Raw genomic sequence first — 21970 nt, 5'->3', positions numbered from 1 at the left:
GCTCAGCTACCGGCCGCCAGCAGTTGGTTGACCTTTTCCTCGGCGGTCTTGAGCAGCGTGTCGACGTTCGCCTTCGGGTCGGTCAGGACCCCGGACATCGCCGAGTCGAGGATCGCGTAGATCGCCTGTGCGTCCCGCGGCTCACCCACGATCGGGAGTTGCTTGTTCTCGAAGAGCGCGAAGTTCTCCACCGGCACGTTCGCGTTCGCCTTGCGCAGGTCGAACTCCTGCTTCTGTGCCTCGCTGCCGTTCGCGAACAGCAGCGGCTGCGGCAGGCCGACCGGGTAGTTCTGCGGCTTGGCCCGCACGTAGTCGAACTGGCCCTTGCCCGGCGTCAGCTTCTGGTAGGCGATCCACTTCAGACCGGCCTCCACCTGCTCCTTGGTGAGGTCCTTCTTGAAGAAGTAGCCCTCGCCACCGCCGAGCGTGCCCTTGCCCAGGTCGCTCTGGCCCGGCAGCGGCGCGACCGCCCAGTCCTCGAACTTGCCCTTGAACTGGCTGACGATCGCCTGGGTGGTGTCCGGCGCGCCGATGAACATGCCGACCTTGCCGGCCGCCGCGTTGGTCAGCAGGTCACCCCACTGGAGGAGCTGGCGGCTGCCCATGCTGTCGTCGCCGTACCGCATGTCCTTGAGGTTCTGCAGGACCTGCTTGCCCTCGGCGCTGTTGAACGCGGCCTTCTTGCCGTCCTCGGACAGGACCCGGCCGCCCTGCGAGTAGAGCAGCGAGGTGAAGTGCCAGCCGCCGGTGTTGCCGGCGCTGTACTCCGCGTAACCGGCCACGCTCTTGTCGGCGGCGGAGATCTTCTTGGCCGCCTCCCGCACCTCGGCCCAGGTCTTCGGCGGGTTGTTGACGTCCAGGCCGGCCTTCTGGAACAGCGTCTTGTTGTAGACCAGGCCCATCGAGTAGTTCTTCACCGGTACGCCGTACAGCTTGCCGCCGTCGGTGAAGACCTCCTTGAGCGCCGGGTCGACGCTGTCCCAGGTCGAGACGGTGTCCTTGTTGACGTACGGCGTGATGTCCATGGCCTGGCCGGAGTCCAGCACCTGCTGGAGGTCGGTCATGTAGCCGTAGAAGACGTCGGTGGTGGTGCCACCGGCCAGGCGCGCGGTGAAGTCCGGCGGGTTGTTGCACTGCTGACCGACGCTGATGCTCTTGATGACGATGTCGGGGTTCTGCTTCTGGAACTCGGCCACATCCGCGTTCCAGTTGTCGAGCAGCTCCTTCTGGGCGGCGACCGGCTGGCAGTCGACCGTGATGGTCACCTTGCCGGCGGCATCCGAGCCGTCGTCGTCGCTCTTCGTGGAGCACGCCGTAAGGCTGAGCCCCAGGCCGGCCACGAGCGCGAGCGCCGCAACCTTCCGGTACTGCGGTACGGACATCTGTCCATCCCTTCGGAACGGGTTCTATCGCTTATTTAGGAGTCCTCGTAGTGAGTGGGGTCACTGTAACGAGACGAGCATGTTGCCGCAAGGTTTCGATTTTCTCTTGCAAGAACACGACTGTGCGTCGGCTGTCTCGAACCCGGACACAAAAAAGGCCGCCGACCACATGGTCGGCGGCCTCGTTCGGCCTGGTGGAACTCAGTCTCGGGGGGCGGGTCCCGTCGAGCCCCGAACCACCAGCTCCGGCTCGAACAGCAGCTCGTCGGAGAACTCTCGGGCCTCGTCGATCTGGCTCACCAGCAGGTCCACAGCGGCCTGGCCCATCGTCTCGATCGGCTGCCGCACCGTGGTCAGCGGCGGATCGGTGCAGGTCATGAACGCGGAGTCGTCGAAGCCCACCACCGAGACGTCACCCGGCACCGAACGGCCCAGCCGTCGCGCCGCCCGGATCGCGCCCAGGGCCAGCACGTCACTGGCACAGATGATGCCGGTCACCCCGCGCTCCACCAGCCGGGTCGCCGCGACCCGCGCCCCCTCCATGGAGAAGCTGGACCGCTCGACCCGCGCCGCGGCGTCCTCCGCGCCGGCCACCTGGAGCATCGCGGCCAGCTTCCGCCGGGACGGGATGTGCCCCTCCGGGCCGAGCACCATGCCGATCCGCTCATGGCCCAGGGAGCGCAGATGCCCGTAGGCCTGCTCGACCGCCACCGCGTCGTCCGTCGACACCCGGGGAAAGCCCAGTTCGTCGACACCGGCGTTGACCAGCACCACCGGCAGGCCGCGCTCGGTCAGCCGCCGGTAGTGCTCGTGCGAGGCGTCGGCCAGCGCATACGACCCCCCGGCGAAGATCACGCCGGAGACCTGGTGGTCCAGCAGCATCTCCACGTAATCCGACTCCGGCACACCGCCGATCGTCCGCGCGCACAGGGCCGGCGTGAATCCGCGCTGCGCGAGCGAACCGGTCACCACCTCGGCCAGCGCCGGGAAGATCGGGTTCTGCAACTCGGGCAGGACCAGGCCGACGAGCCGGGCCCGCTCCCCGCGGAGTTTGGTGGGCCGCTCGTAGCCCAGCACGTCCAGGGCGGTGAGCACCGACGTGCGGGTGGCCTCGGAGACGCCGCTGCGCCCGTTGAGCACCCGGCTGACGGTCGCCTCACTGACCCCGGCCTTCTTAGCCACCTCGGCTAGACGTTTGGTCACCCCGGAATCCTACGTCAGATCCTTGCAAAAACCGAACCACGTTTCGCGGCGGTCTTGCATCCGTTTGCGACGCCGATGGTTCTCCGGCGGTTCGGTAGTGAGCATATTTCACCCGGTGTCGCGGTGGGCCCCCGCATGAAGCGGTTAAGCCGTCGCTCTCCGCGATGTCGCGGTCGTCATCGCTTTCAAACCCCTTTCCGGTACGGGACTCCCCGTCCCCGACCGCAGGTGACGCCGTCCCGTGGCGCACCGCGATCTCACTGCCCGGTCCCGCCCGCGAGGCGCTTCCGGGCGAAGATCGGTGGTCCGTGCGGCGCCAGCCACCCGGTCAGGCCGGATCGGGGAAAACGCTTCGCGGTTGGTGGGCGGGATGGGATGTTTTGCGGAGACCGGTAGAGAGGGGTCGCCACCACCATGTCCGACTGGGATCAGAATGACGGCTACTCCGACGATCTGCGGGACCCGTCCGGTTCCGGCCAGAACGACTGGTCGGCGCAGAACCGGCAGCGGGACTCGGTGCACCGGCTGGCCAACGTCAGCAACGACATGGCCACCGCCACCCAGGCGGCGGTGCATGCGGCCGAGACCGCGGTGCAGGTCATCCAGCGACTGGAGGCCAGCAGCACGGAGATCGGCAAGGTGGTGCAGTTGATCGCCACCATCGCCAAACAGACCAACCTGCTGGCGCTGAACGCGACGATCGAGGCCGCCCGGGCCGGCGAGGCGGGCCGCGGGTTCGCCGTCGTGGCCAGCGAGGTCAAGGACCTGGCCAACGAGACGGCCACCGCCACCAGCGAGATCGGCACCCAGGTCGGCGGCATCCGGGCCGACACCCAGAACGCGGTGTCCGCCATCGAGGAGATGCAGGGGCTGATCGAGGAACTCGACCGTTGCCAGAAAGTGATCAGCGGCATCGTGATCGAGCAGCAGGCCGGCTGACCTGCGCCGACGCGGAACTGTGGATAACTTCGGGGGCCGCCCGCGGGCTGGGGGAGACTGGGGCGCATGGCTCGCAGATCCCCCAAGCCCCGGAAAACCTCTGCCGTGTGCCCGTGCGGGCGCCCGGCGTACGAGGACTGTTGTGGAAGCCTGCACGGCGGAAAGGCGGCGGCGGACCCGGAAGCGCTGATGCGCTCGCGCTTCAGCGCCTATGCGCTGGACCGGGTCGACTACGTGCTGGCGACGTGGCATCCACAGACGCGCCCGGCGACCCTGGAGACGGATCCCGGGGTGCGCTGGACGCGTCTTGAGGTGCTGGGCCACAGCGGGGGCGGGGTCTTCGACGCGGAGGGGACGGTCGAGTTCCGCGCGCATTTCACCGATGGCGGGCGGACCGGCGTGATGACGGAGAAGAGTCGATTCGTCAGGCACGACGGCCGTTGGGTCTACTGGGGGCCGCTGTGATCTCCTTGGGACCGGAGGTGGAGTGATGTCGGCACAGCGGCCGCTCGAGAACGGCATCGTCAGGGACTTCAAGGTCAATCTCTCGTATGGTGAGTACCTTCACCTCGCGGAGATCCTGGGCGGGCAGCACCCGGTGAGCGTGCCCGAGCACCATGACGAGCTGCTCTTCATCGTTCAGCATCAGACATCCGAGCTCTGGCTGAAACTGATCATCCATGAGCTGCGGGCGGTCCAGGTCTGGCTGGCCAAGGACGAGTTGCGTCCCGCGCTCAAGGGGCTCGCCCGGGTCAAGCACATCCAGCGCACCCTCACCGAGCAGTGGTCGGTGCTGGCCACCCTGACCCCGACGGAGTACGCGCAGTTCCGCAGCTTCCTCGGCACGTCGTCCGGCTTCCAGAGCTACCAGTACCGGGCGATCGAGTTCCTGCTCGGCAACAAGAACCGGCACATGCTGTCGATCTTCGACGACCAGCCCGAAGCGCGTGCCCTGCTGGAGGACGCGCTGGCCAGCCCGAGCGTCTACGACGAGTTCCTGCACTTCCTGGCCCGGCGCGGGCACGGCGTACCGGCCTCGATCCTGGAGCGGGACGTCACCGAAGCCTACGAGTACCAGCCCGACCTGGTGCCCGTGTTCCAGCAGATCTACGAGAACGCCGAACACAACTGGGACGTCTACGAGGCCTGCGAGGAACTCGTCGACCTGGAGGAGAACTTCCAGTTGTGGCGGTTCCGGCACCTCAAGACCGTGGAGCGGACGATCGGCTTCAAACGGGGCACCGGAGGATCCAGCGGGGTCGGCTTTCTGAAGGCCGCTCTCGATCTGACATTCTTCCCCGAGCTCTATGCCGTCCGCACCGAAATCGGAGTGCCCCATTGACCTCCTCCCCGACCGCTGACCTGCTCGCCCGTGCCGCCGATCTGGACGCGGCCGACCCCCTCGCGTCGTTCCGGGAGCAGTTCATCACCCCGCCGCCGGCCGAGCTGCTCTCCTACCTCGACGGCAACTCGCTGGGCCGGCCGTTGGAGGCGACCGCCCGGCTCGTCGACGAGTTCATCCGCGAGCAGTGGGGCGGGCGGCTCATCCGCGGCTGGGACGAGGGCTGGCTGGAGTGGCCGCTCACCCTCGGCGACCGGCTCGGCTCGGTCGCCCTCGGCGCCGGCCCCGGCCAGGTGGTGATCGCCGACTCCACCACGGTCCTGATCTACAAGCTGGCCCGCGCCGCGGTGGACGCCCGGCCGGGCCGCCGCAAGGTGGTGCTGGACACCGACAACTTCCCCACCGATCGGTACGTGCTGGAGGGCATCGCCGCCGAACGCGACCTGGAACTCGTCTGGATCGAGACCGACCCGGCCACCGGCATCGACCCGGCACAGGTCGCCGGCGTGGTGGACGCGGATACCGCTCTGGTGCTGTTCAGCCACGTGGCGTACCGGTCGGGGTGGCTCGCCGACGTGGCCGAGATCAACCGGATCGCGCACGAGGCCGGCGCGCTGGCCATGTGGGACCTGTGCCATTCCGCCGGCTCGGTGCCGATCGAGCTGGACGCGTGGGGCGTCGACCTGGCGGTCGGGTGCACCTACAAGTACCTCAACGGCGGCCCGGGAGCGCCGGCGTTCGCCTACCTGCGGCGCGAGTCGCAGGGCGAGCTGCGGCAGCCGATCCAGGGGTGGATGGGGCACCGGGCATCATTCGAGATGGGCCCCGGCTACGAGGCGGCCGACGGGATCCGGGCGCTGCTCAGCGGCACCCCGCCGATCCTCGCCATGGTGCCGCTGCACGCCAACCTGGACATGCTCGCGGCCGCCGGGATCGACGCCGTCCGGGCCAAGTCGCTACTGCTCACCGACTACGTTCTGGAACTGGCCGACGAGTGGCTGGCCCCGCACGGCGTCACCGTGACGAGCCCACGCGACCCCGATCGGCGCGGCGGCCACGTGACGCTGCGGCGGGACGGTTTCCGCGAGTTCCTGGAGCCGCTGTGGGACAGCGGGGTGATCCCCGACTACCGCCGCCCGGACGGCCTGCGCATCGGCCCGGCGCCGTTGAGCACCAGCTTCACCGAGGTCCACCAGGGCCTCACCGTGCTCCGCGACCTGCTTCGGGCGAACCCCCGGTGACCGATCCCACCACGCCGCCAACCGACTCGACGTCGCCGGCGGCCGATCCCACCCCGCCAACGACGGATCCGGCGTCCCTGACGGTTGATCCCGCAGCGCCGGAGGCCGATTCGGCGTCGTCGGACAGCGGTTGTGAGAAGTCCTCGACTGAGCCGGCCTGCTGTGGTTCGGCGGGCGGTTGCGGTTTGTCAGCGCTGCGTCGCAGCAGCGGTCCTCGACCTTCGGTGACCGTCGCCGAGGAAACCGAGATCCCACCGTCTGCCATCCCACCGTCTGCCATCGCGCCGGGGGCTCCGGAGTGGCTGGTGGCGGAGACCGTCTGGTGGGGTGGGCGGCTGCGGTCCGGGGTGGCCCTGCGGGTCGCGCCGGACGGGCGGGTGCGGCCGGTGCCCGCTGAACTCGCGCCCGACGGTGACGGCACACGGCGCTTCCCGGGCACGCTGCTTCCGGGGCTGGTGGATGCGCACGTGCACTCGGCGCTGGTCGATCTGGGCACGGTCCGGGCCGGTGGGATCGCCGAGGTGTGGGATCTGGGCGGCGTTCCCGAGAAGGTCGCCGCTCTCGCCGAGCGGTCCCGGAAACCAGACGCCGTCCTGCCACGGATCCGCTATGCCGGACCGTTCCTGACCGCTCCCGGCGGTTACCCGAGCGATCGCCCGTGGGCATCGGCGGGCAGCTGGCGAGAGATCTGCTCGGAGGCCGACGCCGACAAAGCGGTGGCCGAGGCCCGGTCCGCCGGCGCGAGCCTGATCAAGGTCACCGCGCACGCCGGCGGGCCGATGCCGGCCCCGGCCACGCTGGCCGCGCTGGTCGCCTCGGCGCGGGCCGCCGGGCTGCCGGTGGTGGTGCACGCGGAGGGCGCCGGAACGGTAGCCGCCGCCCACGCGGCCGGTGCCGACATGCTGGCGCACACACCCTGGACCGAGCGGCTCGACGACGACCTGCTGCGTGCCTGCGCGCAGCGGATGACCTGGATCAGCACGCTGGACATCCACGGCTGGGGCGAGCCGGACCCGGCATCCGGGATCGCCGTCGACAACCTCCGGCGCTTCCTGGAGTACGGCGGAAACGTCCGCTACGGCACCGACCTGGGTAACGGCCCGCTCCCACCGGGCATCAACATCCGTGAGATCCGGTTGCTGCTGTCGGCGGGCCTGACCCCGGACGGCGTCCTCGCCGCGATGACCGAGACCGACAGTTCGACGATCTCCTGGATCCCGGGCGGCCTGGACCTAGCCGACCTCCCGGACTCGCTGGCCACTGCCCGGGTAGTCGGCCCTGACATCCACCCCCGGGCTCTCTGAGGGAAACCACCTCCGAGAACCCGCCGACCACCGTGTTCCGCGCTGACCGCGTTCCGCGCTGACCGCGTTCCGCGCTGACCTCGTTCCGCGCTGACCGCGCTCCCCGTCAACCGCGCTCCCCGACGGCCACGGCATCCCGAGAGTTGTGCACTCACGCCCCCGCTCGTCGCGGTCAGTGCTCTCCAGGTGCGCGCCCCCACTGGCCTGGGCATATCGCGAGTTGCTTCCCACGGCCGTGCTCCCACAGATCTTGGACGATTGCCCACCGCCTCCGGTGGCGAATCGTCCAAGGTTGGGTCGAGCTTCTGGGCGTGCTCGCGAGGTCTGGGTGGGTGGGTGGTTGAGCAAGCTGCTCGGCGCGTTCTTGGACGATTGCCCACCGCCTCCGGTGGCGAATCGTCCAAGGTTGGGTCGAGCTTCTGGGCGTGCTCGCGAGGTCTGGGTGGGTGGGTGGTTGAGCAAGCTGCTCGGCGCGATCTTGGACGATTGCCCACCGCCTTCGGTGGCGAATCGTCCAAAGTTGGGCCGAGCTTGGTGGGCGTGCGTGCGAGGTCTGTGTGGGCGGTTGAGCGATTCGCTCGGCGCGTTCTTGGTCGTTTCTCCACCGCGTCGGGTGGACAAACGACCACGATCGCGTGACAGCGGCAGCGGCAGCGGCTGTGGTGGTGGTGGCTGTGTGGCGGCAGCGGTGGCAGGGGCAGCGGCCGGGGCAGAGGGAAGGTGGGAGGCCGTCGGGACGGGGTGGCCGTGTCGGGGGAGGGGCTAGAGGGTTACTGCGACGCCCTGTGTGGCGCTGGTGCGGGCCGCGTCGAGGATCTCCATGGCGCGGACCGAGTCCCACGGGTCGACCGGGAGCGGGCCCTCGCCGAGGATCGCCGAGGCGACGGCCGGGTAGAACGTGTCCCAGCGGCCGCGGCAGCTCTCGACCGGGGCGCCGGTGGCGCCGCGGAAGAGGTGACCCCAGCGGTGCTCGGGTTCGACGCCCCAGCGGTCGCCGAGTTTGGCGGGGCTCCGACCGGCCTTCAGCATGTCCTCCTGGCAGTCGAGGAGGGCCGAGATGTAGGTGCCGGCGGTGCCACTGACCCGGAAACGCGGGCCGGGGCCGGCCTGCCGCCAGCTGCCCCACAGGTGCGACTCGACGCCGTTCTCGTGGTGCAGGGCCAGGAAGAAGTCGTCGTCGAGGCCGCCGTCGGGGCCGTGCACCTCGGCGTACACGCGGGTGGCCGGGCCGTGCAGTTGCAGCGCCTGGTCGACGAGGTGTGAGCCGAAGTCGAGGAGGGTGCCGCCGCCGGCGTCCTTGGGCAGGCGGTCGGGCGCCCAGCGTTCCATCCGCGACTCGAAGCGCCGGACCGTGCCGAGCGAACCGTTCTCCATCAGCTTGCGGATGGTGAGCAGGTCGGAGTCCCACCGCCGGTTCTGGTAGACGGTGAGCGGGACGCCCGCCTCCTCGGCGGTGGTGACCAGCTTGCGCGCGGTGTCGGCGTCCAGGGCGAACGGTTTGTCGACGACCACCGCGAGACCGGCAGCGATCGCCTCGTACGCCAGCGCGGCGTGGGTGGCGGCGGGCGTGGAGATGGCCACCGCCTGGACTCCGTCGGCGGCCAGGGCGGCGATCGAGTCGTACGCCGTGACGCCCGGAAGCTCCTCCGAGATCTGGGCCCGGCGTTCCTCGGACGTGGTGACCACGCCGACGAAATCGATGTTCTCCGCCGACGCGATCAGCGGCGCGTGGAACACCCGGCCGCCGGTGCCGTAGCCGACCAGCCCGAACTTCACCCGTTCGATCATGTCCGGAAGTTTTACACATCGGTTGCCGGCCTGTTGCCTGTGATTCCACTCGTCACGTGTGACGCATGGAACATCACGGTCTGTGTGGGTTGGTTCCTCCGGCCGGACGTGTGCGGATGCCGCACACTCGCCGGTCGATCTAGCGAAAGGGCAGGTGCCGCGCCTGTCGGATGGATGACGAGGAGCCCCGAACGGTGGCGTGGAGATGAACAATTGCGGGATGGAACCCGCGCAGAAGGACCGGACGCCCTTTTCCGACATCGATGCCTTATCGGCTCAGATGTCGGAAATCGTGCTCGACGCGCTCACCGCCATGGGCCGCCATCCGGAGATCCAGCGGGTGCGCCGCGTCGCGTTCGACTCGCTCGGCCCGCGGCCGGGGCAGCGGCTGCTCGACGCGGGTTCCGGCTCCGGTGACGTGGCCCGGATGCTGGCGGGGATGGTCGGCGGGTCCGGTGAGGTGCTCGCTGTCGACTACTCGGCGTCGCTGACGGCGACCGCGATCGACCGTCACGACGGCAGCAACGTGCGCTACCTGACCGGTGACGTCTGCGCCCTCGACCTGCCGGACGACTGCGTCGACGGGGTCTGGTGCGAGCGGGTCCTCCAGCACGTGGACGACGCCGACCGGGCGATCGGCGAGCTGGCCCGGGTGACGCGCCCCGGCGGCCGAATCTGCCTCGTCGACACCGACTGGGGTTCGCTCGCCTTCGACGGCATGCCGGCCGGTCTGGGCGAGGTGGTGATGGCGCACGTCCGCGGGCACTTCACCCCGAAACAGCACGACATGGGGCGTACGCTGCGGCGCCGGTTGGTCGCGGCCGGCCTGACCCGGCTGAGCGCGACCCCGGTCACCTGCTTCTTCGCCACTCCCGAATCGGCCGCCGTGGTGCTCCCGATGGTCAACCCGGAGGTGCCTGTCGAGGTCTGGGCCACCCCGCCGGGCCTGCGCGACGAGTGGCTGGCCTGCGTGGAGGCGGCCGGCGCGAGCGGCACCTTCCTGGCCGTCCTCACCATCTGGGTGGTGACGGGGACGGTCCCCGGCCGCTGAACCCTGACCGAGGACGGTCCCCGGCCGCCTGATCCCTGACCGAGGACGGTCCCCGCCCGCCTGATCCCTGACCGAGGACGGTCCCCGGCCGCCTGATTCCTGACCGGGGACGGTCCCGGGCCGCTAACCCCCGACCGGCTGCATGCGGCGCAGCAGGTCGTCCAGCGGCATGCTGGCGAAGCCGATCCGTACGTCACTGGAGGCGTACGGCAGCCAGAACCGGTCGTCGTGGATGAGCCCGCCGCAGGAGTAGAGCACGTTCGGCACGTACCCCTCGCGTTCGACCTCGTCCGGGTCGATCAGCCCCTGCGGCAGGTCGGCGATGACCCGCTCGGGATTGTCCAGGTCGAGCAGCATGGCGCCGATGCCGTAGCGCCGCATCGGGCCGACACCGTGGGTGAGCACCAGCCAGCCGGCCTCGGTCTCGATCGGTGACCCGCAGTTGCCGACCTGGATCAGTTCCCAGCCGCGGTGCGGCACGAGCAGCGGGCCGGCCGGCTGCCAGCGGTGCTGCTCGTCACGCACGGTCAGGCCCAGGGTCTCGCCGTCGGAGCGGCAGAGCGCCATCTTCTTCCCTCCGACGTAGCGGGGGAACAGCGCCATGCCCTTGTTGCGGGCGGCCGGGCCCTGGAGCGTGGTCACCTCGAAGTGCCGCAGATCCTTCGAGTAGATGACCCGCCCGGAGATGTTGAACCCGTCGTACGCGGTGTAGGTCGCCTGATAGGCGGGCCGCCCGTCCGGGTCGACCACCTGCACGAACCGGGCGTCCTCCATGCCCTTGCTCTCGCTCGGCGTGGCCGGCCAGAGCACCCGCTGGTGCAGCGGAATGGTGGCCGGAAACGTCACCGCATAGTCGTCGCCGACGATCCGGCGGATCAGCTCGAGGCTCATCGGGGTGGTCGGCCGGGCCAGCAGCTCGGTCGGCAGGTGGCCGATGATCTCCTCGAACACCGTGTCGTCGTAGCGTTCGGGGAGAGCGTTGAGCACGTACGCCGAGGCCTCGTTGTCCATGTCCTCGTCGCCGAGCGCCGCGACCAACTGGTGCCTCATGTGCTTGGCGCCGACCCGGTTGCCGATCATCAGCGGGCCGTCGCGGTCCTCCAACCGGATGGCCGCGCCGGGCCCGAGCACCACGCTGCAGAACCCGATCGACGAGATGTGCCCCTCGCCGATCTGGCGCAGGCTGAGCGCGGCCCGGACCTCCCCGGGTTCCAGGTCGCCCTGGTCCGGATGCGGCACCATCGACGGGTTGCAGAGCGCCGCGGCCTCCACCGAGAACTCGTGGCTGAAGTACGCCCCGATCAGGGTGCGTGCGGCCGGCGACAGCTCGATGTGCGACGGCACCCGGTGCTGCACCACCTCGTAGTGGTGCTGGAAGACGCCGAGGATGTCGTGGTGCCGTCCGGAGAACTGGCTCAGCACGTCGTCCAGCTGGTTGTTGATGTCGGCCTCGTCGAGTCGCAGGATGCGCTCGATGAGGCTGGACGCCCGGTTGTGGGCGACTTGCGCGTCTTCGCCCGGGACGAAGAGCTTGATCACGACGCGCCGGTCGTCCGGCGTCATGGTGATGTTGTGACGGGTGATGTCGATGGTGTTCACCGTTGCTGTCACGCTAGGCCGCCTGACGGTCTGGTCGCGCTCCGGCTCGCGAGCGTTCGCGCATGCTGCAGCGTGGAGACGAGCGCGAGGGTGGATTCGGCTCCTTGGTTCACATTAGGACCATTAGCCTTCAACCCGTCATAACATCCGCCAGTCTCGCTATCGGACATCACCGTTCCGGTGTCGTTGTCGCCGAAGAACCAGGCGATCGCCTGGAAGAGCGGCGCGTCCCAGCCGTCGTCGCCGGTCACCGCGGCCGCCGTGGCGCAGGCGTCGGCCGTGGCCGCGGCCTCGATCGGCTGCTGGTCGTACCGGTGGCGCGGCACGCCCGGCCGCCAGCCACCGACCGGGACGGTGGACAGGTGCCCGTCGTTCTCCTGCATCCGGCACAGCCACGTCAGCATCCGGAGCCCGTCGGTGAGCAGGCCCTCGTCGCCGAGGAGATCCCCGGCCGAGATGATCACCTCGGGGAGCGCCGGGTTCGCATAGGTGAGCTCCGGTTCCGGCCAGATCCACTCCGGATCCGGGCCGGGTGTCCCGATCGCCGTGGCCGCGTCGCCGAGCAGGTCCGCGGCCGCCCGGTCGTGCGGATCGGCGCGGAGCACCTCGGCGGCGCCCAGCCCGGCGAACGCCATCGCCCGCGGCCAGGTCGACCGGCAGGCCACGCCCTGCCGGAAGGCGTTGGCCGCCTCCCGGCGGATCCACGCGGACGGGCCGCGGGCCGCGGCCGTGCCCAGCCCCCACATGGCCCGGCCCCACCAGTCGCCGAAGCTCGGCTCGTCCAGCCAACGGCGGTCGTAGCTCAGCCGGTTGCGAAAACCCCCGTCGGCGCCCTGCGCGTGGGTGAGGAACGCCAGATAGCGCTCGGCCAGCCGGACCAGATCCGGTCCGGGACGGGGTTCGCGGGACGCGACGAGCAGGCCCCGCGACACGTCGTCCACGCAGTAGCCGTGCTCGCGCCGGGCGATCGCGTTGCGGGCGTGTTCGAGCAGCCCGGTGTCGTCGGAGAGCCGGAACACGTGGTCCCAGCGAGGGGAGGGAAGGTCGTTGAGTCGGATCGGCGGCGGAACCAGCCGCAGTGACAGTCCCATGCCTATGCCGGAATCGTGGCGGCGGCGGCGGCGGCGAGCGGACGGCGGGCGGCGATCAGCCTTGCGGCCAGCGCCTGGTAGCGGGCGGCCACCGCGGGCCAGCGCAGGGTCGGCCCGCCGCCCAGCCCGGCCAGCCGGCCCGGTAGGCCCGGCTCGGCGAGCACGTGCCGGATCGCCACCGCCATCGCCTCCGGATCCTGATGGGGTACGAGCAGCCCCGGCCCGTCCGCGAGCAGTTCCACCGCGTGCGGGAACTCGGTCGCCACCACCGGGATGCCGGCGGCCACCGCCTCGATCAGCACACCCGAGGTGACCTGCTCGGTGGAGTCGTACGGCAGCACCACGGCGTCGGCCGACCGGATCAGCCGGGACAGTTCGGCCGGCTCCAGGTACACGTCGGACCAGCGGACGCAGTCGTCCACCCCGAGGTCCGCGGCGAGTTCCTTGAGCGAGTCGCGGTAGACGTCACCCTGCTGTTCGAGCACATGCGGATGGGTACGGCCGGCGACCGTGTAGACCGGGCGCGGGCGTACGTCGTCGAGGTGGGCGAGGGCCCGCAGCGCCCATTCGATGCCCTTGCCCGGCCCGAGCAGGCCCCAGGTGAGCAGGTGCGGGCGGTCGTGTTCTTCGCGCGGGGCGCCGGTGTAGCTGCCGGCCCCGTGCGGGATCATGGTGATCTTGCGCTGGTCGACGTCGTACCGGGTGGTGAGTCGCTGCCGGGCGGTGTCCGTCATGGTCACCACGGCGTCGGCGGTGGCCACGATCTGCTCCAGCACCCCACGCTGCAACGGGTCGGGGTTGGCCAGCACGGTGTGCAGCACCACGATCCCGGGCACGCGCAGCGCCCGCAGCACCGGCAGCACCTCGGCGCCGGCGTCGCCCGGGTAGATGCCGTACTCGTGCTGGATGATCGCCGCGTCGAAACAGTTCAGCGCGGTGGCGGCGGCCACCCAGCCGCCGGCCCGGTCGGTGTTCCAGGTGTGCACGACCCGCGGTGCGGCCCGGTCGAGCGCTATCCCTCCGCTGGTGTTCTCGTAGGCGAGTAGGCGTACCACGCCTGATCCGCCGGCGCCGCCGGTGAGGTGGGTGGCGAGTGCCGCATTGAAAGTCGCCAAACCGCATTGAGTGGGGGGATAAGTGCTCAAAAACCCGTATGTCGCGGGCATTACTGGGCCTTTCTCTCCTCGGCCGGCTGCAAACTTGCAGCACGGACTCAGCGCGCGCGGGCACCGTGCCGTACACCGCGGGTGAACAGCGCAAAGTCGGCACCGGAATAGAGCCTGGTTAACGCGCAATTCACATTGCGACGTTAACAAGATCTAGCTATTCAGCTGATGATGTTCCGGTAAATCGCCAAGTACTGGTCCACCATCCGGTCGGCCGAGAAGCGTTCCCGGGCGCGCGCCGAACAGGCCGCCCGGTCGATGTCCGCGATCCTTTGCACCGCGGCAACCGCTTCGTCGGCCCCATCGACGAGGTAGCCGGTCACCCCCTCGTCCACCACTTCCGGCATCGACCCTTTCCGGTACGCGATGACGGGCGTCCCGCAGGCCATCGACTCGACCACGGACAGCCCGAACGGCTCGGCGAACCGGATCGGGTGCAGCAGCGCCGCACCGGAGCCGAGGATCGTCCCCCGCTCGTCCGGGCCGATCGAGCCCAGATAGACCACCCGCTCGCCGTCGATGAGGGGTTCCACGCATTCGGCGAAATACTCCCGGTCCTGCACGATTCCGCAGATCACCAGCCGGCGGCCGGCCCGCCGGGCGATCTCGATGGCGATGTCGGTGCCCTTGTCCGGATGGATCCGCCCGAACAGGATCAGATCGTCGCCGCCGTCGGCGTGGAACGGCAGCTCGCTCAGGTCGACGCCGTGGTGGACGGTGGCCAGATAGTCCAGGTCGGGGGAGCGGTCACTGTCCGAGATCGAGACGAAGTGCGACCGGGCCCGCCGATACGCCGGCAGGATGTTGTTCCCCGAGAAGCCGTGCACCGTGGTCAGCATCGGGGTCCGGCAGTGCGCCGAGAACGCCAGCGGAAGCCAGTCCAGGTGGTTGTGGATCAGGTCGAACCCGCCGGACCGCTCCAGCGCGTAACTGACGTGGATGGCTTCCCAGACCCGGCCGTCGATGTCGGCGTTCTCCTCGTAACCGGTCGGCACGACACCGTCGAGGGTGGCCTTGGTGACCGAGTCCAGAGTGGCGAAGAGCGTGACGTCGACGCCGCGTTCGGTCAGCCCTTCGGCGAGCAGGCTGGTGATCAGTTCCCACGGGCCGTAGTGCAGCGGCGGCGTGCGCCAGGCGATCGGCCCCAGAAGCGCAATCCTCATGACAAACCAGAACTCTCGCCCATAACCACCTGGTCAGTATGCATCTCCGGTAGCGGGCCCGTTTACGTGTTAGAGAAGACCAATGACGGATTCGTGGTGGAAGAAGTCGGTCGTTTACCAGATCTACCCGCGCAGCTTCGCCGACGCGGACGGCGACGGCATGGGCGACCTGCGGGGCGTCATCGATCACCTCGACCATCTCGCCGAGCTCGGCGTCGACGTGCTCTGGCTCTCCCCCGTCTACCCCTCGCCGCAGGACGACAACGGTTACGACATCAGCGACTACCAGGACATCGAGCCGCTCTTCGGCACTCTGGAGATCTTCGACGAGCTGCTGGCCGGGGCACACGCCCGGAACATGAAGATCATCATGGATCTGGTGGTGAACCACAGCTCCGACGAGCACCGGTGGTTCCAGGAGAGCCGCTCCTCGACGGACAGCCCGAAACGTGACTGGTACTGGTGGCGGCCCGCCCGTCCCGGCATGGAACCGGGCGCCCCGGGCGCCGAGCCGACCAACTGGGGCTCCGTCTTCGGCGGCCCCTCCTGGGAGTACGACGAGAAGACCGGCGAGTACTACCTGCACCTGTTCTCGAAGAAGCAGCCCGACCTCAACTGGGAGAACCCGGAGGTCCGGCAGGCCGTCTACGCCATGATGCGCTGGTGGCTGGACCGCGGCGTGGACGGCTTCCGGATGGACGTCATCAACATGATCTCCAAGGACGTCAGCCTCCCGGACGGCCGGCTGACCGCGGGATCGGTGTACGCCGACGGCTCCGCGTCCTTCATCGGCGGCCCCCGCCTGCACGAGTTCCTCCAGGAGATGCACCGCGAGGTCTTCGAGGGCCGCGACGGCCTGCTGACCGTCGGCGAGATGCCCGGCGTCACCGTGGACGAGGCCGTCCTGCACACCGATCCGCAACGGCACGAGGTCGACATGGTCTTCCAGTTCGACCACGTCTGGGTCGACCGTGGACCGGACCCGTGGCTGCTCGTCCCGCTCCAGCTCACCGCGCTCAAGGCGATCCTCGGCCGCTGGCAGGCCGGCCTCGCCGACGTCGGCTGGAACAGTCTCTACTGGAACAACCACGACCAGCCCCGGGTGGTCTCCCGGTACGGCGACGACAGCCCCGCCCACCGGTCCGCCTCCGCCAAGATGCTCGGCACCGTCCTGCACCTGCACCGCGGTACGCCCTACGTCTACCAGGGCGAGGAACTCGGGATGACCAACTACCCGTTCGGCGGCATCGACGAGTTCCGCGACATCGAGGCCCTCGGGCAGTACCGGCAGGCGGTAGAACTCGAAGGGCGTACCCCTGAGGAGGTTTTGACGGTGTTGCGGGCCCGCGGCCGGGACAACGCCCGCACACCGATGCAGTGGGACGACTCCCCGCACGGCGGCTTCACCACCGGCACACCGTGGCTGTCGGTGAACCCCAACCATGCCGAGATCAACGCGAAGGCGCAGCGGGCCGACCCGGACTCGGTCTTCCACTACTACCGGCGACTGATCCAACTGCGGAAGACCGAGCCCGCGGTGGCCGACGGCGACTTCACCATGCTGCTGCCGCACGACGAGCGTGTCTACGCCTTCACCCGTCGTCTCGGGAGCACCGAGCTGCTGGTGATCGGCAACTTCTCCGGCGTGGAGGCGCACGCCGCGATCGACGGGTGGGACGGCGCCGAACTGCTGCTGACCAACCTGGAGCCACCGGCCGGCGGGCTGCGCCTGGCCCCCTGGCAGGCCGTCGTCTACCGCCGCTCGGTCTGACTATCCGGTCCGGCGCATCATCGCGCCGAGCGCGGCCGTCGTGACCCGCCGCCCGGCCAGCCGCCCAGCGTTGATCATCAGGCTGTTCATCCGGCCGGTGATCAGGCTGGGCGGCGGGTTGCGCCGGTCCAGCGCCCGCAGCGCCAGGTCGACCACCCGGTCGGCGTGCATCCGCCGGGTGCCGCCGTCGGCGCCCTGACCGGCCACGTCGAAGAACTCCGTCTCGGTGGCGCCCGGCGACAGTGCCATCACCCGCAGCCCGGTGCCGCGCGACTCGGACCAGAGCGCCTCGGTGAAGCTGAGCACGTAGGCCTTGGTCGCCGCGTACACCGCCAGGGTCGGGCCCGGCTGGTAGCCGGCGATGCTCGCCACGTTGAGCAGCACCCCACCGGGCTGGGCGCGCAACCGCTCGATGAACGCCCGGCTGATCTCGGTCAGGCTGGTGACGTTGAGGGTGATCTCGTCGGTGATCCGCTGTGGATCCGCCTCGTGGAAGAGCTGGTGCGTGCCGAACCCGGCGTTGTTGATCAGGCTGGTCACCTCGAGCCCGCGCTCGGCCACCGCGGCGCTCAGCTTCGCGCCCGCGCCCGGCGCGGCCAGGTCCATCGTGATCGGGGTGACGGTCACGTTCGGCAGCTCGGCGGCCAGGCTCTCCAGCCGGCCGGTGCGCCGGGCGACGAGCACCAGGTCGGAGCCGCGGGCGGCCAGGCGCCGGGCGAACAGGGCGCCGAGCCCCGAGCTGGCCCCGGTGATCAGGGTGGTCTGGTTGCGATAATCGACGGCCATGGGTGGCACGCTATGCCGATTTGGCACTCAGTGTCAATCAGGCATGGCGTGTTAGGGTGCGGTCATGTCGCTCTGGTCCCGGACCCGCAACACCGTCTACCGCGAGATCACCGCGACCGCGATGGCGCTGTTCCTGGAGCGCGGCTTCGACGCCACCACCATCGACGACATCGCCGCGGCCGCCGGCATCTCCCGGCGGTCGTTCTTCCGTTACTTCGGCACCAAGGAGGACGTCGTCCTCGGTGACCTCATCGCCAGCGGCGACCTGGTCCGCCAGGCGCTGGAGGCCCGCCCCGACGACGAGGAGGTGTGGGCCGCGCTGCGCAACGCACTGCACAGCGTCAAGGACACCGCCTTCGACGAGCCGACCATGCTGAAGATCTTCACGATGGTCCACGAGACCCCCTCGCTGCGTGCCCGCAGCATCGAGAAACACCTCCAATGGCAGGCGCTGCTCACCCCCGAGGTCCGCCGCCGGCTGGGCGCCGATCCCGCGGACCCCTTGGATGTACGCGCGGATGCGCTCGTCGCCACCGTCATCACCTGTCTGGACGTGGCGGGCGACGCCTGGACCCGTTGCAACGGCGCGGTTCCCCTGGAAACCCTCTTCGACGCGGCGGCGGCCGCCGTCCGGTCCACTCCCTGACCGGTCACCGATCTCTCGGATTCAGGCGATACAGCCCCGGTTTGGTCGATATTGTGATCATCTGTGTATTAGCTCAGCAATCACCAGATATGAGCAATTTTCACAGATATTCCCACCGGCCTCGTCAGTCCCAGGCATGGTGTCAGGTGGCCCCGGACCATCCGAAATGACCGCTTCTGCCGGTGGCCGGGGGAGTTTCCATGCGCCGCAACCGGCTCACCGCACGTCTCGTCGCCGCCCTGATGGCCGCCACTCCGGCGGTGGCTGTCGCGACCACCGGAGGGACCGCGGCGAATCCGCCCACTCCGGCTGAGCCGGTGCTCCAGACCTTCGCCTTGACCGTGCACCGTGCGGAAGCGGCGGGGCGGATGCGGCTGGTCGCGGATCGGGGCGGGGCGCGTACCGCGGAGTTGGCGCGCCGGGCGACGGAGCCGTTCAGCCTGGTCGGCGTCACCTGGAGCGACCCGAAGGCGGTGCCGGCCGGGGCCATCGAGGTGCGTACCAGGGGCGCGGCGACCGGGCGGTGGACGTCCTGGCAGCGGCTGGAGACCGACAATCCGGATGCTTCCGCCGGAGCCGGTGGCTCGGATGTCCGCGGGGCGAGCGACCCGCTCTGGGTGGGGCCGTCGGACGGCGTCCAGGCACGGGTGATCGGCGCCGTCCTGCCCACCGGCCTGCGTGTCGACCTGATCAACCCGGACGCCCGGGAGACCACGACAGCGTCCGGTGTCGCCGCCCGGGTCCCGGCCGCCGGGAGAGCGGCGGGGCGTGCGGAGCGGGCCGGGGTCGCGAGCAAGGTGGCGCTGCCGCTGCGACCGGTGCCGAGGATGGTGACCCGGGCCGGCTGGCGGGCCGACGAGTCGATCGTCGAGGAGCCGCCCGAGTACACCGGCGCCGTGCAGGTGATGTTCGTACACCACACCGCGACCGGGAACGGCTACGGCTGCGCGCAGTCGGCGGGAATCGTCCGGGGGATCGAGGGGTACCACGTCCGGAGCAAGGGCTGGAACGACATCGGTTACAACTTCCTGGTCGACAAGTGCGGGCAGATCTTCGAAGGGCGCGCGGGCGGGGTGCACCGGTCCGTGCTCGGCGCGCACACGCTCGGTTTCAACGCGAACGCCAGCGCGATCGCGGTGATCGGCGACTACGGGTCGGTGGCGGTTCCGGCGAGGGCGCGGGCCGCGGTGGCGCAGGTGGCGGCGTACAAGCTGGGGGCCGGGAGGAATTCGGCGCTCGGCCGGGTGCGGCTCGTCTCCACCGGCAGCGACCGCTACCCGGCCGGGAAGGCGGCGGTTCTGTACCGGATCTCCGGGCACCGGGACACCGGGCGGACCGAGTGCCCGGGGAACTCGCTCTACGCGCTGCTCCCGTCGATCCGCCGGATGGCGGGGGCGGCTCCGTCCGGGCTGCGGTACCGGGGGGTCAACCAGGCCAACCGGCGGGCCGGCCGCTACTACACCAAGGGGCCGGCCGGACCGGCCTGGGATCTGGACACCCCGACCCGGATGCTGGACCGCTTCGAGGTGTGGGTGGACGGCCGGCTCGCGGCGGCGGTGCCCGGCGGGCACCGGCAGGCTCCGGTGCGGCTGACCCCGGGCGAGCACCTGGTCACCGTCAAGGCGGTGCACCTGTCCGGCCGGATCGCCACGACCAGCGCGAAGGTCGTCGCGGACGCGGTCGCGCCCGCCTTCACGCGTGCGCCGCTCGTGTCGCTGCGGGAGGGCGCGGTCGGCGCCACCGCCCCGGTCCGGGTCGACTGGGGGCTCAGTGACACCTCCGGCGTCCGATCGGTACGGGTCTCCGGCGAGACCCTGACCGGCGCCGCCCGGGGGATCACCGACACCGTACGGCTCGGCGCTCCCGAGACCTGGTCGGTGAGCGTCACCGACCAGGCCGGGAACACGAGGAACGGCGCGGTCACCCGTACCCCCGTGGTGTTGACCGAGGCCGGGGCGCCGCGGACCGGAACCTGGCGCACCGTGCGCGACCGTGGGCATCTCGGCGGCGCAGCCGGCGCCGCATCGGCCGCCGGATCGTCGCTGACCTGGCGTTTCACCGGAAGCTCGGTGGCTCTGCTGGCGGCCCGGACCGCGATGTCCGGCCGGGTCCGGGTCTATCTGGACGGCGCGTTCCAGGGAGTCGTGGATCTGCGGTCCGGCGAGCCCCAGTACCGGAGGTCGGTGTGGACACGGACGTGGCGGAGCAGCGGCACCCACACCGTCCGAGTGCGGGCCGAGGGCACCACGGGCCGTCCGTCAGTGGTGCTGGACGGGCTCGTCTATCTGCGCTGACAGCGCCGGATAGTCACGCAACGTGATCCGCTCAGCCTTGCTGAACTGCCGTTCGGCGATCTGACGGGACGGCCACCGGGTCATCATCCGGGTGGAGAACGCCCGTAGGCGGATCGCCGTCCGGCTCATCGGCGCGAACATCGCCATCCCGCCGGGCGGCAGTTCGAGGCCACTCTCCACGTAGTCCGCCATCGCATCCTGATAAGTCGCGAAGGCCCGCTCCGGATCGGCCGCCCGGGTCAGCTCGCCGGCCAGCACGTACCCGCCGACCAGGCTCATGCTGGTGCCCAGTCCGGCCAGTGGTGACCCGCAGTAACCGGCGTCGCCGAGCAGCACGGCCCGGCCGCGCCACCAGCGGTCCACCCGGACCTGGTTGATCGAGTCGAAGTAGAAGTCGCCGGCGCCCGGCATCGCGGCCAGCAGCTCCGGGATCCGCCACCCGGCCCCGGTCATCCGATCGCTGACCAGGCGTTCGGCGTCGGCCCGGGTCAGCCGCTCGTAGCTCGGGTCCGGGTGCCGGAAGCTCAGCCCCGCCTTCGCGGTGCAGCCGTTTTTCGGGCGCAGGTAGGCGACCCGGCCGCCGGGCGCGTTGTACATCAGCATCCAGTGGTCGAGGTCGCCCGGGTCTCCGACGGTGAAGTACGCGGTGTAGCCGCCGAGGTAGCGGACGAACCGTTCCCGCGGCCCGAAGGCGAGCTCCCGGACACCGGAGTGGACACCGTCGGCGCCGATCACCACGTCGTACCGCTCGGTGCCGCCGCTCGCGAACGTCACCGTCCGGTCGTCGATGGCGGTGACCCGGTCGCCGAACCGGTAGTCGACGCCGGGTGTGGCGTCGAGCAGGATCCGGGCCAGGTCGCCACGGGCGATCTCGATCTCGGCGACGATGCCCTCACCGCCGAACGCGTCGGCCGGCATCTCGGCGAGCCGTCGCCCGGTTCCGTCGACCATGGCCCAGCCGCGCTCGTCGACCTGGCGCCGCCGGATCGTCTCGCGCAGGCCCATCCGCTCGACCACGGTGCGGGCCACGCCCCGTACGTCGACCGCGTGCCCGCCGGGGCGCGGCTCCGCCGTCCGTTCCACCACGGTCACCTCGGCGCCGGCCCGGTGCAGCCAGAACGCGCACGCCGGCCCGGCGATCCCGGCGCCGGAGATCAGTACACGCATTTCCCCGCTCCTCTGCGTACTCTGTACATCGATGTAC

The 21970-nt window shown here is 70.2% G+C and carries 18 protein-coding genes; 9 read left to right on the top strand and 9 right to left on the bottom strand.

The genetic code is table 11. From position 1 onward, the window contains the following. Nucleotides 1-2: 2 nt before the first annotated feature. Both IEZ13_RS01370 and IEZ13_RS01365 read right to left on the bottom strand, forming a co-directional pair. Complete coding sequence (locus IEZ13_RS01370; RefSeq protein ID WP_183215809.1) at nucleotides 3-1382, bottom strand: ABC transporter substrate-binding protein; 1380 nt, start codon at nucleotides 1380-1382, stop codon at nucleotides 3-5. Nucleotides 1383-1583: 201 nt separating this feature from the next. Beyond that, on the bottom strand, nucleotides 1584-2585 hold the full coding sequence (locus tag IEZ13_RS01365; protein WP_183215807.1) for a LacI family DNA-binding transcriptional regulator: 1002 nt from the start codon (nucleotides 2583-2585) through the stop codon (nucleotides 1584-1586). Between the two features lie 414 nt (nucleotides 2586-2999). Between IEZ13_RS01365 and IEZ13_RS01360 the strand changes: the two genes are divergently transcribed. The 5 genes from IEZ13_RS01360 to IEZ13_RS01340 all read left to right on the top strand — a co-directional run bounded on the left by IEZ13_RS01360 (nucleotide 3000) and on the right by IEZ13_RS01340 (nucleotide 7411). Then, a complete protein-coding gene (locus tag IEZ13_RS01360; RefSeq protein ID WP_183215805.1) occupies nucleotides 3000-3524 on the top strand; it encodes a methyl-accepting chemotaxis protein in 525 nt (174 codons plus the stop codon). A gap of 105 nt (nucleotides 3525-3629) precedes the next feature. Continuing rightward, a complete protein-coding gene (locus IEZ13_RS01355) occupies nucleotides 3630-3989 on the top strand; it encodes a YchJ family protein (RefSeq protein ID WP_306421488.1) in 360 nt (119 codons plus the stop codon). Between the two features lie 25 nt (nucleotides 3990-4014). Further along, complete coding sequence (gene kynA / locus IEZ13_RS01350) at nucleotides 4015-4866, top strand: tryptophan 2,3-dioxygenase (protein ID WP_183215801.1); 852 nt, start codon at nucleotides 4015-4017, stop codon at nucleotides 4864-4866. Next, nucleotides 4863-6107 carry a kynureninase gene (gene kynU, locus IEZ13_RS01345; RefSeq protein ID WP_183215799.1) on the top strand — a complete coding sequence of 415 codons (1245 nt, stop codon included), beginning with the start codon at nucleotides 4863-4865 and terminating at the stop codon, nucleotides 6105-6107. The genes kynA and kynU overlap by 4 nt, the downstream gene beginning before the upstream one ends. Nucleotides 6108-6412: 305 nt before the next feature. Next, nucleotides 6413-7411, top strand: a complete 999-nt coding sequence (locus IEZ13_RS01340; RefSeq protein WP_229794395.1) for an amidohydrolase family protein — start codon at nucleotides 6413-6415, stop codon at nucleotides 7409-7411. 762 nt (nucleotides 7412-8173) lie between these two features. On the opposite strand, the gene IEZ13_RS01335 is transcribed toward IEZ13_RS01340, so the two are convergent. Next, entirely contained in the window at nucleotides 8174-9199 is a 1026-nt protein-coding gene (locus IEZ13_RS01335) for a Gfo/Idh/MocA family protein (RefSeq protein ID WP_183215797.1), read from the bottom strand. Between the two features lie 280 nt (nucleotides 9200-9479). On the opposite strand from IEZ13_RS01335, the gene IEZ13_RS01330 reads away from it, so the two are divergent. Further along, nucleotides 9480-10250, top strand: a complete 771-nt coding sequence (locus IEZ13_RS01330; protein WP_229794394.1) for a methyltransferase domain-containing protein — start codon at nucleotides 9480-9482, stop codon at nucleotides 10248-10250. Nucleotides 10251-10373: 123 nt separating this feature from the next. Here IEZ13_RS01330 and IEZ13_RS01325 read toward each other — a convergent pair whose 3' ends face one another. From IEZ13_RS01325 to IEZ13_RS01310, 4 genes are all read right to left on the bottom strand, one after another. Beyond that, complete coding sequence (locus IEZ13_RS01325) at nucleotides 10374-11861, bottom strand: glycoside hydrolase family 130 protein (RefSeq protein ID WP_203833617.1); 1488 nt, start codon at nucleotides 11859-11861, stop codon at nucleotides 10374-10376. Beyond that, nucleotides 11858-12940, bottom strand: coding sequence for a glycosyltransferase (locus IEZ13_RS01320; RefSeq protein ID WP_183215793.1), 1083 nt, complete (start codon nucleotides 12938-12940; stop codon nucleotides 11858-11860). Before IEZ13_RS01320 ends, IEZ13_RS01325 begins: the two co-directional genes overlap by 4 nt. A gap of 2 nt (nucleotides 12941-12942) precedes the next feature. Continuing rightward, nucleotides 12943-14106: a glycosyltransferase gene (locus tag IEZ13_RS01315; protein WP_183215791.1), complete on the bottom strand. Its 1164-nt coding sequence runs from the start codon at nucleotides 14104-14106 to the stop codon at nucleotides 12943-12945. 161 nt (nucleotides 14107-14267) lie between these two features. Continuing rightward, nucleotides 14268-15269: a glycosyltransferase family 4 protein gene (locus IEZ13_RS01310; protein WP_183215789.1), complete on the bottom strand. Its 1002-nt coding sequence runs from the start codon at nucleotides 15267-15269 to the stop codon at nucleotides 14268-14270. A gap of 82 nt (nucleotides 15270-15351) precedes the next feature. Here IEZ13_RS01310 and IEZ13_RS01305 point away from each other — a divergent pair, with 82 nt between their 5' ends. Beyond that, nucleotides 15352-17040, top strand: a complete 1689-nt coding sequence (locus IEZ13_RS01305) for an alpha-glucosidase (protein WP_183215787.1) — start codon at nucleotides 15352-15354, stop codon at nucleotides 17038-17040. Here the strand turns inward: IEZ13_RS01305 and IEZ13_RS01300 are convergent, their stop codons facing one another. Further along, complete coding sequence (locus tag IEZ13_RS01300; protein ID WP_183215785.1) at nucleotides 17041-17826, bottom strand: SDR family NAD(P)-dependent oxidoreductase; 786 nt, start codon at nucleotides 17824-17826, stop codon at nucleotides 17041-17043. Between the two features lie 64 nt (nucleotides 17827-17890). Here IEZ13_RS01300 and IEZ13_RS01295 point away from each other — a divergent pair, with 64 nt between their 5' ends. Beyond that, complete coding sequence (locus tag IEZ13_RS01295; RefSeq protein WP_183215784.1) at nucleotides 17891-18472, top strand: TetR family transcriptional regulator; 582 nt, start codon at nucleotides 17891-17893, stop codon at nucleotides 18470-18472. 200 nt (nucleotides 18473-18672) lie between these two features. Then, nucleotides 18673-20766 (top strand): N-acetylmuramoyl-L-alanine amidase, encoded by a 2094-nt coding sequence (locus IEZ13_RS01290; RefSeq protein ID WP_183215782.1) that lies wholly within the window; start codon nucleotides 18673-18675, stop codon nucleotides 20764-20766. Here IEZ13_RS01290 and IEZ13_RS01285 read toward each other — a convergent pair. Then, nucleotides 20731-21933, bottom strand: a complete 1203-nt coding sequence (locus IEZ13_RS01285) for an FAD-dependent monooxygenase (RefSeq protein ID WP_183215780.1) — start codon at nucleotides 21931-21933, stop codon at nucleotides 20731-20733. The two genes, IEZ13_RS01290 and IEZ13_RS01285, sit on opposite strands and share 36 nt — an antisense overlap. Nucleotides 21934-21970: the final 37 nt, after the last annotated feature.

Origin of the sequence: Actinoplanes campanulatus, from assembly GCF_014647795.1 — a bacterium.
Lineage (GTDB): Bacteria > Actinomycetota > Actinomycetes > Mycobacteriales > Micromonosporaceae > Actinoplanes > Actinoplanes campanulatus.
The sequence above is the reverse complement of the archived record's forward strand: the minus strand, read 5'-3'. Positions and strand labels throughout refer to the sequence as shown.

Bases quoted from the DNA above. Each gene is read 5' to 3' on its own strand.
- IEZ13_RS01330 (WP_229794394.1), top strand. From the start codon at position 9,480: ATGTCGGAAATCGTGCTCGACGCGCTCACCGCCATGGGCCGCCATCCG.
- IEZ13_RS01300 (WP_183215785.1), bottom strand. From the start codon at position 17,826: ATGGCCGTCGATTATCGCAACCAGACCACCCTGATCACCGGGGCCAGC.
- IEZ13_RS01320 (WP_183215793.1), bottom strand. From the start codon at position 12,940: ATGGGACTGTCACTGCGGCTGGTTCCGCCGCCGATCCGACTCAACGAC.
- IEZ13_RS01335 (WP_183215797.1), bottom strand. From the start codon at position 9,199: ATGATCGAACGGGTGAAGTTCGGGCTGGTCGGCTACGGCACCGGCGGC.
- IEZ13_RS01360 (WP_183215805.1), top strand. From the start codon at position 3,000: ATGTCCGACTGGGATCAGAATGACGGCTACTCCGACGATCTGCGGGAC.
- IEZ13_RS01295 (WP_183215784.1), top strand. From the start codon at position 17,891: ATGTCGCTCTGGTCCCGGACCCGCAACACCGTCTACCGCGAGATCACC.
- IEZ13_RS01285 (WP_183215780.1), bottom strand. From the start codon at position 21,933: ATGCGTGTACTGATCTCCGGCGCCGGGATCGCCGGGCCGGCGTGCGCG.
- IEZ13_RS01370 (WP_183215809.1), bottom strand. From the start codon at position 1,382: ATGTCCGTACCGCAGTACCGGAAGGTTGCGGCGCTCGCGCTCGTGGCC.
- IEZ13_RS01310 (WP_183215789.1), bottom strand. From the start codon at position 15,269: ATGAGGATTGCGCTTCTGGGGCCGATCGCCTGGCGCACGCCGCCGCTG.
- IEZ13_RS01290 (WP_183215782.1), top strand. From the start codon at position 18,673: ATGCGCCGCAACCGGCTCACCGCACGTCTCGTCGCCGCCCTGATGGCC.
- kynA (WP_183215801.1), top strand. From the start codon at position 4,015: ATGTCGGCACAGCGGCCGCTCGAGAACGGCATCGTCAGGGACTTCAAG.
- IEZ13_RS01315 (WP_183215791.1), bottom strand. From the start codon at position 14,106: ATGCCCGCGACATACGGGTTTTTGAGCACTTATCCCCCCACTCAATGC.
- IEZ13_RS01305 (WP_183215787.1), top strand. From the start codon at position 15,352: ATGACGGATTCGTGGTGGAAGAAGTCGGTCGTTTACCAGATCTACCCG.